The sequence below is a fragment of the Marinibacterium profundimaris genome (assembly GCF_002210095.1).
Taxonomy (GTDB): domain Bacteria; phylum Pseudomonadota; class Alphaproteobacteria; order Rhodobacterales; family Rhodobacteraceae; genus Marinibacterium; species Marinibacterium profundimaris.
In genome coordinates, this window is the sequence record NZ_AQQR01000001.1 from 97,250 (window position 1) to 114,204 (window position 16,955).

General features: G+C 66.7%; 17 protein-coding genes. 6 read left to right on the forward strand and 11 right to left on the reverse strand.

From position 1 onward, the window contains the following. Positions 1-11 precede the first annotated feature (11 nt). Positions 12-629, reverse strand: a complete 618-nt coding sequence (locus ATO3_RS00495; protein WP_158217878.1) for a trimeric intracellular cation channel family protein — start codon at positions 627-629, stop codon at positions 12-14. Between the two features lie 249 nt (positions 630-878). On the opposite strand from ATO3_RS00495, the gene ATO3_RS00500 reads away from it, so the two are divergent. Beyond that, on the forward strand, positions 879-1,487 hold the full coding sequence (locus ATO3_RS00500) for a glutathione S-transferase family protein (RefSeq protein WP_088647844.1): 609 nt from the start codon (positions 879-881) through the stop codon (positions 1,485-1,487). Positions 1,488-1,666: 179 nt separating this feature from the next. On the opposite strand, the gene acnA is transcribed toward ATO3_RS00500, so the two are convergent. Then, positions 1,667-4,456, reverse strand: a complete 2,790-nt coding sequence (gene acnA / locus ATO3_RS00505; RefSeq protein WP_088647845.1) for an aconitate hydratase AcnA — start codon at positions 4,454-4,456, stop codon at positions 1,667-1,669. A gap of 221 nt (positions 4,457-4,677) precedes the next feature. On the opposite strand from acnA, the gene ATO3_RS00510 reads away from it, so the two are divergent. Further along, on the forward strand, positions 4,678-5,379 hold the full coding sequence (locus tag ATO3_RS00510) for a DUF1223 domain-containing protein (RefSeq protein ID WP_088647846.1): 702 nt from the start codon (positions 4,678-4,680) through the stop codon (positions 5,377-5,379). 64 nt (positions 5,380-5,443) lie between these two features. Here ATO3_RS00510 and ATO3_RS00515 read toward each other — a convergent pair whose 3' ends face one another. The 6 genes from ATO3_RS00515 to purB form a co-directional block, all read right to left on the reverse strand. Beyond that, positions 5,444-6,331, reverse strand: coding sequence for a lysophospholipid acyltransferase family protein (locus ATO3_RS00515; RefSeq protein ID WP_088647847.1), 888 nt, complete (start codon positions 6,329-6,331; stop codon positions 5,444-5,446). 141 nt (positions 6,332-6,472) lie between these two features. After that, entirely contained in the window at positions 6,473-7,378 is a 906-nt protein-coding gene (locus tag ATO3_RS00520; protein ID WP_088647848.1) for a DMT family transporter, read from the reverse strand. A gap of 499 nt (positions 7,379-7,877) precedes the next feature. Next, a complete protein-coding gene (locus tag ATO3_RS00525) occupies positions 7,878-9,002 on the reverse strand; it encodes a flagellar motor switch protein FliG (RefSeq protein WP_088647849.1) in 1,125 nt (374 codons plus the stop codon). A gap of 80 nt (positions 9,003-9,082) precedes the next feature. Further along, positions 9,083-9,631 carry a tetratricopeptide repeat protein gene (locus ATO3_RS00530; RefSeq protein WP_088647850.1) on the reverse strand — a complete coding sequence of 183 codons (549 nt, stop codon included), beginning with the start codon at positions 9,629-9,631 and terminating at the stop codon, positions 9,083-9,085. A 206-nt stretch (positions 9,632-9,837) separates the two neighbouring features. Next, complete coding sequence (locus ATO3_RS00535; RefSeq protein WP_143747197.1) at positions 9,838-9,996, reverse strand: chitin-binding domain-containing protein; 159 nt, start codon at positions 9,994-9,996, stop codon at positions 9,838-9,840. 116 nt (positions 9,997-10,112) lie between these two features. Further along, positions 10,113-11,417, reverse strand: a complete 1,305-nt coding sequence (purB, locus tag ATO3_RS00540; protein ID WP_088647852.1) for an adenylosuccinate lyase — start codon at positions 11,415-11,417, stop codon at positions 10,113-10,115. Positions 11,418-11,511: 94 nt separating this feature from the next. Between purB and ATO3_RS00545 the strand changes: the two genes are divergently transcribed. The 3 genes from ATO3_RS00545 to ATO3_RS00555 all read left to right on the forward strand — a co-directional run bounded on the left by ATO3_RS00545 (position 11,512) and on the right by ATO3_RS00555 (position 13,686). Then, on the forward strand, positions 11,512-12,543 hold the full coding sequence (locus ATO3_RS00545) for a sodium:calcium antiporter (protein ID WP_332888684.1): 1,032 nt from the start codon (positions 11,512-11,514) through the stop codon (positions 12,541-12,543). An 11-nt stretch (positions 12,544-12,554) separates the two neighbouring features. Then, on the forward strand, positions 12,555-12,989 hold the full coding sequence (locus ATO3_RS00550; protein ID WP_088647853.1) for a DUF6314 family protein: 435 nt from the start codon (positions 12,555-12,557) through the stop codon (positions 12,987-12,989). A gap of 97 nt (positions 12,990-13,086) precedes the next feature. Beyond that, positions 13,087-13,686, forward strand: coding sequence for a biotin transporter BioY (locus tag ATO3_RS00555; RefSeq protein ID WP_088647854.1), 600 nt, complete (start codon positions 13,087-13,089; stop codon positions 13,684-13,686). Between the two features lie 192 nt (positions 13,687-13,878). Here the strand turns inward: ATO3_RS00555 and ATO3_RS00560 are convergent, their stop codons facing one another. The 3 genes from ATO3_RS00560 to ATO3_RS00570 all read right to left on the reverse strand — a co-directional run bounded on the left by ATO3_RS00560 (position 13,879) and on the right by ATO3_RS00570 (position 16,258). After that, a complete protein-coding gene (locus ATO3_RS00560) occupies positions 13,879-15,108 on the reverse strand; it encodes a bifunctional alpha/beta hydrolase/OsmC family protein (RefSeq protein ID WP_088647855.1) in 1,230 nt (409 codons plus the stop codon). A gap of 251 nt (positions 15,109-15,359) precedes the next feature. Continuing rightward, positions 15,360-15,605: a hypothetical protein gene (locus ATO3_RS00565; RefSeq protein WP_088647856.1), complete on the reverse strand. Its 246-nt coding sequence runs from the start codon at positions 15,603-15,605 to the stop codon at positions 15,360-15,362. Further along, positions 15,605-16,258 (reverse strand): alpha/beta hydrolase, encoded by a 654-nt coding sequence (locus tag ATO3_RS00570; RefSeq protein WP_088647857.1) that lies wholly within the window; start codon positions 16,256-16,258, stop codon positions 15,605-15,607. The genes ATO3_RS00565 and ATO3_RS00570 overlap by 1 nt, the downstream gene beginning before the upstream one ends. 235 nt (positions 16,259-16,493) lie before the next feature. Between ATO3_RS00570 and iscR the strand changes: the two genes are divergently transcribed. Continuing rightward, positions 16,494-16,955 (forward strand): Fe-S cluster assembly transcriptional regulator IscR, encoded by a 462-nt coding sequence (gene iscR, locus ATO3_RS00575; protein ID WP_088647858.1) that lies wholly within the window; start codon positions 16,494-16,496, stop codon positions 16,953-16,955.

The following is a 16,955-nucleotide window of genomic DNA, read 5'->3' on the forward strand; positions in this document are numbered from 1 at the left end:
AGGCTTTCCTTTCAGTCGTCCGGCAGGGTGAGCACGGGCAGCGACCAGCCCCGTGCATGGGCGATCAGCCGCAGCACCACCGCGCCGATGAAGATCGCGGGCGGCGCGATGTCCGGCGCGATGGCCAGCCGGTCGCAGGCATAGACAGCCATGCCCACGAAGACCGCGATGATCCCGTAGAAACCCGACCGCAGCACCACGGGAATGTCTCCGATCAGGCTGTCGCGCAGCAGCCCGCCACCCACGGCGGTCAGGAAGGCCAGCAGCGTCGTGCCGAAGAAGGCCAGCCCGTGCGACAGCGCCAGTGTCGCGCCGGTCATCGCGAAGGCCGCCAGCCCGATGGCATCGGCGGTCACGAAGGTCCATCGCCGTTCGACCCGGCGAATCCCGGTCCAGTGCAGGGCAAGTCCGACCAGAACGGTGCCGAAGATCAGCCCGCTGGCCAGCCGGTCGGTCAGGATCCGCGGCACCTCTCCCAGCAGCACCTGGCTCAGCGCGCCCCCGGCCGAGGCGGTCAGGAAGGCCACGATCACCACGCCCAGCAGGTCAAGCTGCCGCCGCGCCCCCGCGACAAAGCCGGAATAGGCGAAGGCCACGGTGCCGATGATGTCGAAGGCGGTGAACCACATGTCTGCGTCCTGGTGCGTCCGCCACTTATCGCCACGGCACGGCGGCGATGTCCAGCACTGCACCGGCCCCGGGGGATCGACACGACGCGCCCCTCGGCAAAGCTCGGCCATAGCGGTTGAGGGTTTTTCCACGCGCCCGGCGCCATGCTGACAGGACCCTGTCAGCAGCTGTCTGTTACCTGTCGGGCATCCCACCACGTCTCTTTACCGGCCGCACGGGATGCGGCCCGAACCCAAGGACAGTCGCAGATGCTCACGCTCTACTATTCCCCCCGAAGCCGCGCCACCCGGGTCAAGGCGCTCCTCCATGCGATGGGGCACGAGACCGACGTTCGGATCCGCCGGGTCGAGATCCGGCACGCGGACGGCACCGGCCGGCGCGAACCCGCCAATCCACATCCCGAGGGCAAGGTGCCCGCGCTTGACACCGGACATGGGCTGATGACCGAAACCAGCGCCATCATGCTTTACCTGACGGATCGCTTCGACAGCCCCCTGGGCCGGGGCCCGAACGACCCCCAGCGCGGCGCCTACCTGATGTGGCTCAGCTATGCCTCGGGGGTGCAGGAGCCGTTTTACGTGGCGCTTGCCAGCGGGCGCGGCGAGGATCCGGTGGTGCAGGCGACCTATCGCGGCGGATCGGAAATCGCCGACCGGCTCGACGCCGCGCTGGCCAAGGGTCCCTGGCTGCTGGGCGAGGATTTCTCGGCGGCGGATCTGATGGTGGCCTCGCCCTATCTCTGGGCGCCCGACTGGATCCCCGACCGCCCTGCGATCCGCGACTGGGTCGCGCGCTGCGCGGCGCATCCCAGCCAGGTCTGGGCCGATGCCGAGGACCGGCTGGAGCTGGCGGCCTGACCTGCAGCCAGGGCCGCTGCGCGGGGCTGGCCCGGCTGGGCCATACCTTGACAGAAGGTTAATTCGACGATTCAAGCTATTGATTTCATTACACGGCGCAGGTGTCCCACGCGTGGGACACCGCAAAGGAAAAGGGCGCCTCGCGGCGCCCTTTCCCCATAATTCCGGTCCGTCGGCGATCACTCGGCCGCCATCGGCTCCTTGGCCAGGTTCCGCAGCACGTAGTGCAGCACGCCGCCGTTCTCGATGTACTCGATCTCCACGGCCGTATCGATCCGGCACTTCAGGGTAATCGTCTTCTCGGTCCCGTCGGGGAAGGCGATCGTGCAGGGCACCTCGGCCAGCGGCGAGATATCGTCGAGCCCGTGGATCGACACGACCTCTTCGCCGGTCAGGCCCAGCGACTTGCGGGTGTCACCGCCGGTGAACTCGAACGGGATGACGCCCATGCCGACCAGGTTCGACCGGTGGATCCGCTCGAAGCTCTCGGCGATCACGGCCTTGACGCCCAGCAGCGCCGTGCCCTTGGCCGCCCAGTCCCGCGAAGAACCGGCGCCGTATTGCTCGCCCCCGAAGATGACAAGCGGCACGCCCTTCTCCTGCCAGGCCATCGAGGCATCGTAGATCGAGGTCTGCTCGCCATCGGGGCCCTTGGTGTACCCGCCCTCGACGCCGTCCAGCATCTCGTTCTTGATGCGGATGTTGGCGAAGGTGCCGCGCATCATGATCTCGTGGTTGCCACGGCGCGACCCGTAAGAGTTGAACTCCCGCGGGGACACCTGGCGTTCGATCAGGTACTTGCCGGCCGGGGTGGTCTCCTTGAAGGAGCCGGCGGGCGAGATGTGGTCGGTGGTGATCATGTCGCCCAGCAGCGCCAGGACATGGGCGCCCTCGATGTTCTCGATCTTCTTGGTGTCCATGGTCATGCCCTGGAAGTAGGGCGGGTTCTGGACATAGGTCGAGGCGGCCGGCCAGTCATAGGTCTGGTTGTCGGTGGTTTCCACCGCCTGCCACTTCTCGTCGCCCTTGAAGACGTCGGCGTATTTCGACTGGAAGGCTTCGCGCGTCACGGTCTTTTCGACCAGGTCGGCGATCTCCTTCTGGGTCGGCCAGATGTCCTTGAGGTACACCGGGTTGCCGTCCTTGTCATTGCCCAGCGGCTGGCTGGAGATGTCGACATTCATGTCGCCCACCAGCGCATAGGCCACCACGAGCGGCGGCGAGGCCAGGTAGTTGGCGCGCACGTCCGGGCTGATCCGGCCCTCGAAGTTGCGGTTGCCCGAAAGCACCGAGGTCGCGACCAGGTCGTAATCGTTGATCGCCTTAGAGATCGGCTCTTCCAGCGGGCCGGAGTTGCCGATGCAGGTGGTGCAACCGTAGCCGACCAGGTTGAAGCCGATGGCATCCAGGTCCTTCTGCAGGTCCGCGGCCTCGAGATAGGCGGAGACCACCTGCGAGCCCGGTGCGAGCGAGGTCTTGACCCAGGGCTTGCGCGTCAGGCCCTTCTCGGCGGCCTTGCGGGCCACGAGACCGGCGCCGATCATCACGTAGGGGTTCGACGTGTTGGTGCACGAGGTGATCGAGGCGATCACGATCGAGCCGTCGTGCAACTGGTGCGACTGGCCGTCTTCGTCGGTGTACCAGCCCTTCTGGTGGTGACCGTCGTCGCCGGGGATGTCGCGCGGCTCGGGCGCGCCGCCTTCACCTTCCCAGCGGACCTCGGCATTGGCGCTGGCATCCTTGCCCTCGCGCAGGCCGGCGATGAACTTGCCGAACGCGGTCGAGGCGCTGTCGAGCGCGATGTAATCCTGCGGACGCTTGGGGCCCGAGATGGCCGGCACGATGGTGCCCATGTCCAGCTCAAGCGTGTCGGTGTAGACCGGATCGTAATCCGGGGTCCGCCAGAAGCCGTTTTCCTTGGCATAGGCTTCGACCAGCTGCACGCGCGCCTCGTCGCGGCCGGTGCCGCGCAGGTAGCGGATGGTTTCCGCGTCGATCGGGAAGAAGCCGCAGGTGGCGCCGTATTCGGGGGCCATGTTGGCGATCGTGGCCCGGTCGGCCAGCGGCAGGTTGTCGAGGCCGGTGCCGTAGAATTCGACGAACTTGCCGACAACGCCCTTTTCGCGCAGCATCTCGACGACCTTCAGCACCAGGTCGGTGCCGGTGGTGCCTTCCATCATCGCGCCGGTCAGCTTGAAACCCACGACTTCGGGGATCAGCATCGAGATCGGCTGGCCCAGCATCGCGGCCTCGGCCTCGATCCCGCCGACGCCCCAGCCCAGGACGGCCGCGCCGTTGACCATGGTGGTGTGGCTGTCGGTGCCCACGAGCGTGTCGGGATAGGCGACTTCCTCACCGGCCTGGTCCTTGTCGGTCCAGACGGTCTGGGCGAGGTATTCCAGGTTCACCTGGTGGCAGATGCCGGTTCCGGGCGGGACAACGCGGAAGTTGTTGAACGCCTTCTGACCCCACTTGAGGAAGACGTAGCGCTCCATGTTGCGTTCGTATTCGCGGTCCACGTTCATCTGGAACGCGCGCGGGTTGCCGAACTCGTCGATCATGACCGAGTGGTCGATGACCAGGTCGACGGGGTTCAGCGGGTTGATCTTCTCGGGATCACCGCCGAGGTTCACGATCCCGTCGCGCATCGCAGCGAGGTCCACAACGGCCGGAACGCCGGTGAAATCCTGCATCAGGACGCGGGCGGGGCGGTAGGCGATCTCGCGCGGGTTCTTGCCGCCAAGGGTCGCCCATTCGGCGAAGGCCTTGATGTCGTCGACCGAGACGGTCTTGCCATCCTCGAACCGCAGCATGTTCTCGAGAACGACCTTCAGCGCTGCGGGCAGCTTGGAGAAGTCGCCGAGACCGGCCTCGGTTGCGGCCGGGATCGAATAATAGGCAACGCTCTGATCGCCGACGCTGAGCGTGCGGCGGGTCTTGGCGGTGTCCTGTCCTACGGTGATGGGCATGGGTGGCCTCCCTCAGATCAAAGGAATGGGGATGTTGCTGATGGCTCTATGCCCCCGAGCGGTCTCGCGTTCAACAGCAAACCGTGCGGGTGCGGCAATTTTTGTATGCCATTGTACACAAACCTCGATGTCACAGGGTGCGACAATCTCGAAAGGGTGATTGGCGTTTCACCCATCCTGCTCATAAACAGATCCATGTTTTCAAGCAGAAAGGACCCTGGATGAAGCTGCTATTCGCCATCGCCCTGACAGCTGCACTTGGCTGTGCAGCCACGTTGCGTGCCGGGGAAAAGACGGTGGTGGTCGAGCTCTTCACATCGCAGGGGTGTTCTTCCTGTCCGCCGGCGGATGCGCTGATGGAAAAGCTGATCCGCAAGGACCACGTGATCGCCCTGTCGCTGCACGTGGATTACTGGGATTACATCGGCTGGAAGGACCGCTTCGCCAGCCCCGACTATACAAAGCGGCAGAAGGCCTATGCCCATGTTTCGGGGCGCAACATGGTCTACACGCCGCAGATGATCGTGAACGGCACCGACCAGGTTGTCGGCGCCCGGGCGATGGAACTGGCCGACCTGATCGTCGCCCATGCCACCGAAGACCGCCTGGCCGAGGTCATGGTCGAACGGGACGGGAACCTGCTGAAGATCGGGCTGCTGCCGCTGGGCGAGGGGCTGGACGGCACCTATCTTCTGCAGCTGGTGCGCTACACCAAGTCGCGCACCATCGACATCACCAAGGGTGAGAACGCCGGTCGCACGATGACCTACCTGCACGTGGTCGACGGTTGGGAAACCATCGGCGAATGGGACGGCAAGACGCCCCTGACCGTCGAAGCCGAAATCGACGGCGACCGCCCGGCGGTCATCCTTGTGCAGGAACACGGACCGGGCCCGATCGTGGCCGCCGCCGCGCTGGACTGAGCCGGGCCGCAAGGCCCGGTCGAAGGGCCCGCCGAACCAGACCTCTTTCGCGTCGGATTTCCCGTCAGACCTTCCAGCGCCGGTGGATCCAGAACCACTGGTCCATGTGCTCGCGCACGAAGCTTTCCAGCCGCTCGGTGATCTCCCGCGTCATCGTCTCGGGGTCGGTATGCGGGATCGGCTCCTGGGTGACGATCTCGAAGTGGATGCCGTCGGGCTTGCGCAGCCCGTAGACCGGCAGCAGCGGCGCGTCGAACCGCAGGGCAAGTTCCGCCGTCACCAGCGATGTCGCGGCAGGCTTGCCGAAGAAGGGCATGACCTCGCCGCCCACGGCGTGACGGTCGGCCACGATCGCCAGCACGCCGCCGGCTTTCAGGTGCCGCACCATGTTCGCCATGCCCTTGCGGCTCTGGGTAAAAAGCGGCTCGCCGATGGCGGTGATCGCGCGGGTATAGGGCTTGTTCACATAAGGGTTGTCGAGCGGACGATAGAAGCCGCCCACCTCGAACCCGTGGTGGATCAGGCTGGCCCGCGCCGCGTCGTAATTGCCGAAATGCGCGGTGACGATGATCACCGGTTTGCCCTCGTCCCGCGCTTTGGCCAGCACCTCCAGCCCCGGTCCGGTGACCTCGGCCTGCTGCGCGATCTCCACGAAGGGGGGGCCGGAATAGGTTTCGATCAGCGCGCGGCCCATGTTGTCGGGCACCGCGCGGACCAGGCGCTCGACCTCGGCCCGGTCGAGCCCGGGCATGGTGTGGGCCAGGTTGTCGCGGATGCGGCGGCGAAAGCCCGCGAGCGGCGCGATGATGCGCGAGGTCACCCAGCCGATGGTCCGCACGCGGGCGCGATACGGCAACAGCCCGGACAGGCGGATGACGGACATCAGCGCAAGGTTGGTCAGGTATTGCCCCGCGCGTTTGGCGAAGGGGCGATCGTCGGTCGTGTCACTCATGCGGCGCCGGTCATTGGGTGGGTCACTGGGTCGGTCATTGGGCGGTCCTTGTGGGGCCGGGTCTCGGGTCTTGTCCGGGGATCGGGACGATGGGCCCCGGTGCCCGGCTTGGCGTCTGTATCTGCGTCGTCTCGGCGGGCGTCAGTCGTGCAGGCTTGGCGGCGGCGGGCAGGGGCCCCGGCGCTGCCGGGTCTCACGATACCAGACATACAGCCCCGCGCCCGAGATGACGATGGCCCCGACGATCGTCCAGGGATCCGGAACCTCGCTGTAAAGGACCAGCCCCCAGACCGCGGACAGCACCAGCCCGCAATAGGCATAAGGCGCCAGCATCGCGGCCTCGCCCTCGGTGAAGGCGCGGATCATGAAGAGCTGCCCGGTGGTGCCGGCCGCCGCGATCAGCAGCATCCGGAGGATGTCGAAGGCGTCGAGCCCGACCCAGACAAAGGGGATGATCGCGGTCAGCACCAGCGTGCCGACCACGCCCGTGTAGAAGAGCGAGGTCCAGACATCCTCGTCGGCGCCCAGGCTGCGGGTCAGCAGCGCATAGGCGGAATAGCAGCAGGCGGCGGCCAGCGGCAGCAGGGCTGCGGGGCTGAAGACGGCGCTGCCGGGGCGGATCACGATAAGGGCGCCGACGATGGCAATGGTGATGCCGGCGATGCGGCGCGGGCCCAGCTTCTCTCCGAGAAAGAGCGCGGCGCCGAGCGTGATCAGCACCGGGTTCACCGACATCAGCGCCACCGCCTCGGTCAGCGGGATCAGGCTGACCCCGGTGAAGAAGAAACCGGTCGCCCCCATCAGCACGGTCGAACGCAGGACCTGCGTGGGCAGGTGGCGGGTGCGCACGACGCTGCCGAGGCGGGGCGCGACGAACAGCGTCACCACCAGCATCTGCCCCGCGTAGCGCGCCCAGAGCGCCGGTACGACGCCGACATCGGGCACCAGCCCCTTGACCGTGGCATCCATGACCGAAAAGGCAAGGATGGCCGCCAGCATGAAGAGGATGGCCCGGTTCTCGGCCCCGGTCATGGTGATCTGGGTCATGGTGCGAGATGGCGGAGAAAGAGGATTTTCATAAGCTGTCTCTTAGGTTGAGGCGCGCGGCGTGTCCATCGCTGCCGGGTCGCCCATGCGGCGGCAGGGCGCCAAGCGGCCGGAACGCGCGCAGGTTTCGCCGCGAAGACAGACACTTGCAAAGCGCGCGACGGCGCCGAGGCCCCAGAAGGCCGCGCCTTTGCTGCGCCGGACAGATCGACAGGCAGTCGGTTTCCGGCCAGGGCCTGGGGGTGGCGATGCGGCTTTGCCGAGGACCCCGCCGCGCCGTGCGGGCGGGGCGGATGGCCGGGGATCCCGCCGCGCCATGCGGGCGGGGCGGATGGCAGGGGATCCCGCCGTGCTGTGCGGGGGGCGAAGGGATGGGCCGTGGCGCCACGCGGCCCTGTGCGGAGCATGGGGCAGGGGCAGCCACGGGACGCGGATCACCTTTCGGTTCCGCGTCCTCCGCTGCGCCCCTCGCGTCCAGGCGGCGAAGGCGCCGGAGAGGTTACTCGACCTGCACGTCCGGCCCGTCGAGCGGGATAAGCTTGATCTCGCCCTTCTCGATCTCGCCGTTGATCGCCTCGATCACCGCCTGCATGGCGGCCTCGGCATCCTCGGGCCGGACAGTGCCGATCTCGACCGTCTCTTCCTTGAGGTTGTCGGACATCCGGTTGGAGAGGTTGCGATAGATGAATTCCGCGACCTCGCCGTAGCCCGCCGCCTCGCAGCCGGCGAGCGCCCTGACCAGCGTCAGCTGATCGGCCGAGCGGATGATCTTCGGCACGTCCATCGGGTCGATCCGGTCGGGGATATGTTCGAAGGTGAAGATGTGGCGCTTGACCTGCGTGCAGAAGGGCTGATCGACCTCGTCCAGCGCGCCCAGCACCTCGTCCCGGACCGAGGCCGACGTGCGGTTGAGGATGGCGCCCAGCCGTTCGTCGGGGCCCACGTCGAAGGCGAGGTCGGGCTGGTCGTCGAACTGTTCGGCCAGCGACTGGCCGATCCGCAGCACCGCCTCGGGCGTGACATTGCGGGTCAGCGACACGGCATGGGTGATCTTGCGCGCCAGCGGCCCCGGCAGCTGCCCCAGCAGCCCCGCCGCCTTCTCGGTCGAGAGTTTCGACAGCAGCACCGCGGCCACCTCGATGCTTTCGCCCTTCATGATCTCGGCCAGCTCTTCCTCGGAGCGTTCCATCAGGCGCGGCCAGGGATCGCCGGACTTCGGCATGCCGGCCGCCTTGCGCAGCTTGTCGGCGGTCTTGACGCTGATCCGGCCATCCAGGGATTCGATCGCGGCATGTAACCCGTGCGGGAAATGCAGCCCCACGCCATCCACCTGCTCGGCGAATTCCTGCACCACCTCTTCCAGCGTATCGCGATCCACCAGGCCCATCCGGCTCATCTGCTGGGCCAGCTTGGCCTGCAGCTCCTCCGGCAACTGCTCGAGAGGGAGGTCCGCGCCTTCCTTCAGCAGCAGCCGTACGACGATCGCCGCCTTGGACACGCTGTTGAGTTGCTGGGCACGGCCGCCGCCCGAGGAGAGCGGCGAAAAGGACGACGACGGGGTGTCGAGTGGCGATGAACCGAAGTCCATCGCCATCGGAAGCTGTGAGCCAACTTCGTTCTGCATAGCCTGCTCTTGCCTGTATTGTTGGGTCAGAGCTTAGGCGCAGAGATGTAAAGAAAGCCCTAAATTTGAGGGGTTTGTGATCAGTAGTTGAAGGTGATGCCCGACCGGATCGCCCGGCGCAGCGAGGCTTCGGCCCATGTGCCTTCGCCGCCACGGGCCATGATCTCGCGCCATTGCGCGATGGCGTCGTCGGTGCGGCCCTCGGTGACATAGCCCTGACCCATGTAGGACCGCGCGAGGATGTTGTCGGGATTGGCGTTCAGCGCGCGGCTGTACCAGGCCTCGGCCAGCGCCGTGTCGCCCATCTTGCGGTGGGTGAAGCCCCAGTAGGTCATGACGCGGTCGTCGCCCTGGTCCATCACCTTCAGGATGTCCTGGGCGCGGCCGTATTGTCCGTCATAGGCCAGCTCGCGCACGGCGCCATACAGCAGATCCTGGTCCAGCGCGGAGTCCTTGCGCACCTTCACGCATTTCTTGGTGGCCGGGTCGTAGACGCGGCCGAAAAAGCACGACTTCGTGGTCTGCGTCGTCTTCGGCGGTCGCGTCGAGTCGCCGCCGGATCCCGCGGCAAAGCCTGGGGCGGGCAGGGCAAGGACAAGGGCGGCGGTCAGTCCGAGGGCAAGGCGCATGGGGGTCTCCGATCAGTCTGCAGGCGGGCCGGTCGCCCGCGATCCGTGGTTCAGATTGTGCCACTGGGTCGTTCGAGACGGGCAAGAGGTTCATCACGAAAGCGTGAGGTTACCCCGTAACCCGAAAACCACGCCGCAGGCGCCGCCCAAAACCGGCAAGGCCGCCCCGGAAGGGCGGCCAGGGTCGTCCTGCCAGGGACTGGCGATCAGCTGTTCACCTGCTCCACGCAGGTCCGGGTTTCAGCGTCCCAGGTCGTGCCCGCAGCGCAGGACTGCGCCTGCTGATGGCTCCACGAACAATCGGCCGAGGCCAGTGCCGGAAGCGTGGCGAGGGCAAGGGTAACGATAGCGGTCTTCAAGGCCATGGGTTCCTCCTTGGGGGCCGTTTCGATGACGTCACGGTAGCAGATCAGGTCCGAATCCCGAAAGAAAAAGGCCCCGGCGCGCACGCCGGGGCCCTTGCATCGCCATCACGAAGCCGTCACTCGCCGAAGACGCGGGCGAAAATCGTGTCGACATGCTTGGTGTGATAGCCAAGGTCGAACTTCTCGTTGATCTCCTCGACGGAGAGCGCCGCGCGCACCTCCTCGTCGGCCAGCAGCTCCTCGCGGAAGTCGGTGCGATGATCCCAGACCTTCATCGCGTTGCGCTGGACCAGCCGATAGGCGTCCTCGCGGCTGACACCGGCCTGTGTCAGGGCCAGCAGCACCCGCTGGGACATCACGAGGCCCGGGAACTTGTTCATGTTGTCCAGCATGTTCTGCGGATAGACTAGCAGGTTCTCGATCACCGAGGTCATGCGCGCCAGGGCGAAATCAAGCGTGATCGTGCTGTCCGGGCCGATGTTGCGCTCCACCGAGGAATGCGAGATGTCGCGTTCATGCCAGAGGGCCACGTTCTCCATCGCCGGGACCACCGCCATGCGCACCAGCCGCGCGAGACCGGTCAGGTTCTCGGTCAGCACAGGGTTCTTCTTGTGCGGCATGGCCGAAGACCCCTTCTGCCCCATCGAGAAGAACTCGGCCGCTTCCAGCACCTCGGTGCGCTGCATGTGGCGGATTTCGATGGCGATGTTTTCCAGGGACGAGGCGATGACACCCAGCGTCGCGAAGAAGGCCGCGTGACGGTCGCGCGGGATCACCTGGGTCGAGATCGGCTCGGGCACCAGGCCCAGCTGCTCGCAGACATGCTCCTCGACCGCCGGGTCGATATTGGCGAAGGTGCCGACCGCACCCGAGATCGCGCCGGTGGCGATCTCGGCCCGCGCGTCGCGCATGCGGGAGAGGTTGCGGTCCATCTCGGCGTAGAAGCGGGCGAAGGTCAGGCCCATGGTGGTGGGCTCGGCATGGATGCCATGGCTGCGGCCGATGCGAATGGTATCCTTGTGCTCGTAGGCGCGTTTCTTCAGCGCGGCGAGCAGGCCTTCGATATCGGCAATCAGGATATCGGCGGCGCGGGTGAGCTGCACGTTGAAGCAGGTGTCCAGCACGTCCGACGAGGTCATGCCCTGGTGGACGAACCGCGCCTCGTCGCTGCCCACGTGTTCGGCCAGGTGGGTCAGGAAGGCGATGACGTCATGCTTGGTCTCGCGCTCGATCTCGTCGATGCGGTCTATGTCGAATTCGACATCCTTGGCTTTCCACACGGCCTCGGCATTGGCCTTGGGGATCACGCCGATCTCGGCCATGGCATCGCAGGCATGGGCTTCGATTTCGAACCAGATGCGGAACTTTGTCTCCGGCGACCAGATTGAAACCATGTCGGGACGGGAATAGCGCGGGATCATCGGCGGGCCTTTTCGTCTTTCGGAGGGTTGCGGCGGCTACTAGACTGCTTTCCCTGCCACGGCAAGAAGCGCGAACGACAGCAGGGACGGCAGCTTGATCATACAATCTTTCTCGACACTCGGCGTGGCGGGGTGTTTCGCCGCCGCGACGCTGGTCATTCTCATTCTCGGCACACGGCTGACGGACGTGGCCGACCGGCTGGCCGACCGCACCGGTCTGGGAGAGGCGCTGGTTGGCGGCGTGCTGCTGGGCGTGGCGACATCGCTATCGGGCACGGTGGTCTCGGTGACCTCGGCGCTGGACGGCTCGGCCTCGCTGGCTTTTTCCAACGGGATCGGCGGGATTGCGGCACAGACGGCCTTCCTCGCGCTGGCCGACGTGGTCCACCGCAAGGCCAACCTCGAACACAGCGCGGCGGAGGCGACGACGCTGTTCCAGGGCGCGCTGCTGATGGTTATGCTGACGCTGCCGCTGCTGGCCTGGCTCTCGCCCGAGCTGGCGGTGTGGCAGATCCACCCGGTCTCGGTCGTGCTGGTCGCACTCTATTGCGTGGGCGTCCTGACCTCCCGCCGGGTCCACGAAGAGCCGATGTGGAAGCCGGTGCGCACCCGCGAGACGCGGGAGGACGTGCCGGATGAGACCCACAAGCGCGCGAGCCTGACCGGGCTGCTGCTGCGGTTCTCGGTGATGGTGGTTCTGCTCGGCCTCGCCGGTTTCGTCATTGCCCGCTCCGGCGCGGCGCTGAGCGAGCGGCTGGGCATGTCGCAGACCGTGGTGGGCGCGCTGATGACGGCGGTGGTGACCTCGCTGCCCGAGCTGGTGACGACGATTGCCGCGGTGCGCCGGGGCGCGATCCAGCTGGCGGTGGGCGGCATCATCGGCGGCAATACCTTCGATGTGCTCTTCCTCAGCCTGTCCGATTTCGCCTATCGTGACGGCTCGCTCTACCATGCGATCGGCAAGGGCGATGTCTTTTGGCTGGGCGTGGGGCTGCTGATGACGGGGATCATGGTTCTGGGCCTGATCCTGCGCGAGAAGCAGGGGCCCTTCAGGATCGGGACGGAATCTGTCTGCATGCTGCTGGTCTATGCCGGCGCGATCGCGCTGCAGGTTCAGGCCGGGTGAACGGGACGGTGATGGACAGGATCAAAGCGCGCTGCCTGGAGGATTTCCTCGGACGCTGGCGGCTGGAGCGGGAGATCACGGACGCCCTGGGTCCGCCGGCCCGGTTCGAGGGTTTTGCCGAATGGCGTCCCGAGGGCGGCGCTGACGCGCGCAGCGAAGACGCCCCGCTGCTCTGCGTCGAGACCGGGCAGCTGGAGGTCTCGGGGCAGGGGCGCTTTGCCGCCGAGCGCCGCTATCTTTGGGCGCCGGACCTGTCGGTGTTCTTCGCCGACGGCCGATTCTTCCATCAGGTGCCGCCGGTTGGCGGGCCGGCCGAGCATTGGTGCGACCCGGATCACTACCGCGTGCTCTACGATTTCTCCGACTGGCCGCGGTTCCGCACCACCTGGGAGGTGTCGGGGCCGCGCAAGTCCTACCGAATGGTCTCGGACTACCGGCGCGTGTGACGACGCGGCCATGCTGCGGGTGCGAGATGACGCTTGCGACGGTCGCGGCGCTCGGGCATCAAAGCGGATACCGAGAACAGGACCAGAGGATTAATCAATGTCTCATGCCGCATCCGCGCCCACCCTGGCCGCGCTGGTGACCCCGCAGAGCGGGGCCGCGCGCCGCGTCAGCCAGGTGGCCCTTGTCATCGCAGGGATCGCCCTGCTGGCCGTGGCGGCCAAGATCCGCGTGCCGATGTGGCCCGTGCCGATCACCATGGGCACCTTCGCCGTGCTGACCATCGGTGCCGCCTATGGCGCGCGGCTGGGCCTGGCGACGATCCTAGGCTACCTCCTGATCGGCGCGCTCGGCTTCGATGTCTTCGCCGGCTCCTCGGCCGACGCTGCGGGCCTGACCTACATGATGGGCGGCACCGGCGGCTACCTGGTGGGCTACGTGCTGGCCACCGTGGCGCTTGGATACCTGGCGCAGCGCGGCTGGGACCGCTCGGCCGGCAAAATGGCCCTGGCGCTGCTGGCGGGCAACGTGCTGATCTACGTTCCGGGCCTGTTCTGGCTGGGCACGCTCTACGGCTGGGACCAGCCGATCCTGCAATGGGGCCTGACGCCCTTCCTGATCGGCGACGCGATCAAGCTGGCCCTGGCCGCGATGATCGTGCCGGGCGCCTGGAAGCTGGTGGCCAAGCTGCGCGGCTGAGCCATTCCAGGATCCATTTCGACGGGCGCGGGGAAATCTCCGCGCCCTTTTTCCTTGGGCGCGTGGCTGCCAGCGGGCCACCCGGAAGGACCGTTCCGCCCGTGGCGGATGATGCGCCCCGAACGCGCGGAGATCAGCCGCGCGCGGGGTGGAGAGGGCGCAGCGGTGGCGCCGCTGGCCCATGACGGGACATCAGGCGACCCGCGTCTCGATGTCAGCGCCCTGTTCGAGGGTGCGGTGCACGGGGCACTTGTCGGCGATCTCCATCAGCCGGGTACGCTGTTCGCTGTCCAGATCACCCTCCAGCCGGACCTTGCGGATGAAGCGGTCGATCTTCGCACCCTTCGAGGCGCTGTCGTCCGTGTCGGCCTCGGCATCCTGGCGGTGCACCTTGTCATGTGTGACATCCACGCTGACATGGTCCAGCGGCCAGCCCTTGCGCCGGGCATACATGCGGATCGTCATCGCGGTGCAGGCGCCCAGCCCCGCCGCCACCAGCCCGTAAGGGGACGGTCCGCGATCGGTGCCGCCATAGGCCTCGGGTTCATCCGCCAGCATGTGGTGATCGCCCCCCCAGGAGACATCCTGCAGAAAGCCGTCCGGATCGGCTTCGGCCACGCGCACCACGCCTTCGGGCGCGCCGGGCGGCGCAGGCGGGGGCGCGAGATCGATGTAGCGGGCAGCCCATGCGGCGATGATTCCCGCGGCGTATTCCGCATCCGCCGGGTCCGAGATCAGGTGGTCGGCGTCGTCCAGCGTGACGAAGCTCTTGGGATGCAGTGCGGCGGCGAAGAGATGGCTGGCATTCGCAATCCCCACCACCGCGTCGCGCGGCGCATGCAGGATCAGCAGCGCGGCGTGAAGATCGTGCAACGCCTCGTCCAGCCGCGCCTGCGCGACATCCTCGACGAAGCCCTGCCCGATGGTGACGGGGCGCCCGCCCAGCTCGACCTCGGCCTTGCCGTCCGCCCGGATCCGGTCGAGCGCGCCGGAGAAGTTCTCGAGCACATGCGAGGGATCGGACGGCGCCCCCAGCGTGGCGACGGCGCGTGTGGAGGGAATGCGCGCGCGGGCGCGGATCACCGCGGCACCGCCAAGGGAATGACCGATCAGCAGGGACGGCGCCATATCCCGGCCCGCCAGATATTCGGCGGCCAGGACAAGATCATCGACGTTGGAGCTGAAGGAGGTGTTGGCGAATTCCCCGCCGGAATGGCCAAGTCCGGTGAAATCGAAGCGCAGCACCGCAAAGCCCATCGACGCCAGCTGGCCCGAGATCCGGCGCGCGGCGGGAATGTCCTTGGAGCAGGTGAAGCAATGGGCCATCAGCGCCGTGGCGCGCACCGGTCCCTCCGGCAGGTCGAGCCGGGCGCTGAGCTCGCTGCCATCATGGCCGGCAAAGGTGATACGTTCGCTGGGCATGGCAGGGCTCTCCCGTTTGGCGTGCTGCCTGAAGGTGGGTCCCGGGGCCGACGTGGGCAAGGGCTGGGGACGGCCGCCACGTCATGGTGATGCCGCTGTAACATGAGCGGGACGCAGGGCGGACTGAGAGGGACAGACAGCGCGCGGGTGCTGGCCGGCGCCTCGGCGCAACGCACCGGGATCCGGACGCGGGTGTAAAGAGGGTCAGCGCAACCGGCCTGTCGCCGTGCGACGGAACCGCAGGCCCGGCCCTAGCCCCGTGGCGGGGTCGGGCGCGCCGCGCGGTATTCGGCGAGGCGCCGTTCGAGGAATGCGCGCGCCTGCTTCTCGGTCAGGCGGATACGCACCTCGGTGAGAAAGGCCTCCTCCAGCGACTGGGAGGAGGCCGAAATGACCTGCGCGACCTCGGTAAAGAACCGCTCGTCGCCCATTTCATCCATCGCGGCCACCACGTCATCGGCCAGCTGCGAGGCAAGGCGGACGAGCGTGTCGGACATCAGCGCGTGGTCTCGGTCAGGCGCCGCTTCACGTAATCGGTCACGTTGGTCATCAGCGTGTCCATGTGCGGCTCCTTGAAGAAGTGATCCGCGCCTTCGACCTCGGTATGGGTGATCGTGATTCCCTTCTGCTCGTGCAGCTTGCCGACGAGAGAGGTCGTGTCGGCGGGCGGCGCCACGCGGTCGGCGGTGCCGTTGATGATCAGGCCCGAAGAGGGGCAGGGCGCCAGGAACGAGAAATCGTACATGTTCGCCGGGGGCGAGACCGAGATGAAGCCCGTGATCTCGGGCCGGCGCATCAGCAGCTGCATGCCGATCCAGGCGCCGAAGGAGAACCCCGCGACCCAGCAATGCTTGGAATTGTTGTTCATCGACTGAAGATAGTCGAGCGCCGAAGCGGCATCCGAAAGCTCACCGATCCCCTGGTCATATTCGCCCTGGCTTCGGCCAACACCGCGGAAGTTGAACCGCAGGACGGTAAAGCCCATGTTGTAGAAGGCGTAATGCAGGTTGTAGACGACCTTGTTGTTCATCGTCCCGCCGAACTGCGGATGCGGGTGCAGCACGATGGCGATGGGGGCGTCTTTTTCCTTTTGAGGGTGGTAGCGGCCTTCAAGGCGACCTTCGGGTCCTGGAAAAATGACCTCGGGCATGGAGGGCGGCGTCTCCTGACTTGTGCTTCTTGTTCGGCCGACAAATTATTGACGGAATCGCCCGGGGTACCTACAGGGGCAGTCCAGATCGGGGCGATCGCCGCGGCGCAACCGTTCAGAGCACTTATGCTCTTGGATGGCGCGCGTCAATATTTGCGAACGCTGGTGGCGGGAACGGTTCATTTGCGCATCACACCCGAACGGGCGCGCGGACCACGGCGGAGGAGAAAACCAGGTGAAGCTGTCGACCAAGGGGCGTTATGCCATGGTGGCCCTGGCGGATATCGCCCTGCAACCGGCCGAGGAACTGGTGACGCTGAGCGCGATCGCGCAACGCCAGAAGATTTCGCTGCCCTATCTCGAGCAGCTCTTCGTGAAGCTGCGGAGAGCCAACCTCGTCGTATCGGTGCGCGGGCCCGGCGGCGGCTATCGCCTGGCGCGCCCCCCGGCCGAGATCCGGGTCGTCGACGTGCTGAGCGCCGTGGACGAAACCGTGGACGCGATGCACAAGGGCGCGGGCGCCTCGGGAGGGTCGTCGGGAAGCCGGGCGCAATCGCTGACCAACCGGTTGTGGGAGGGGCTGTCGGCCCATGTCTATGTCTTCCTGCACCAGACCCGGTTGTCGGACGTGATCGCCAATGACCTGGCGCCCTGTCCGGCGGTACCCAACCTCTTTGCGGTTGTGGACGAAGACTAG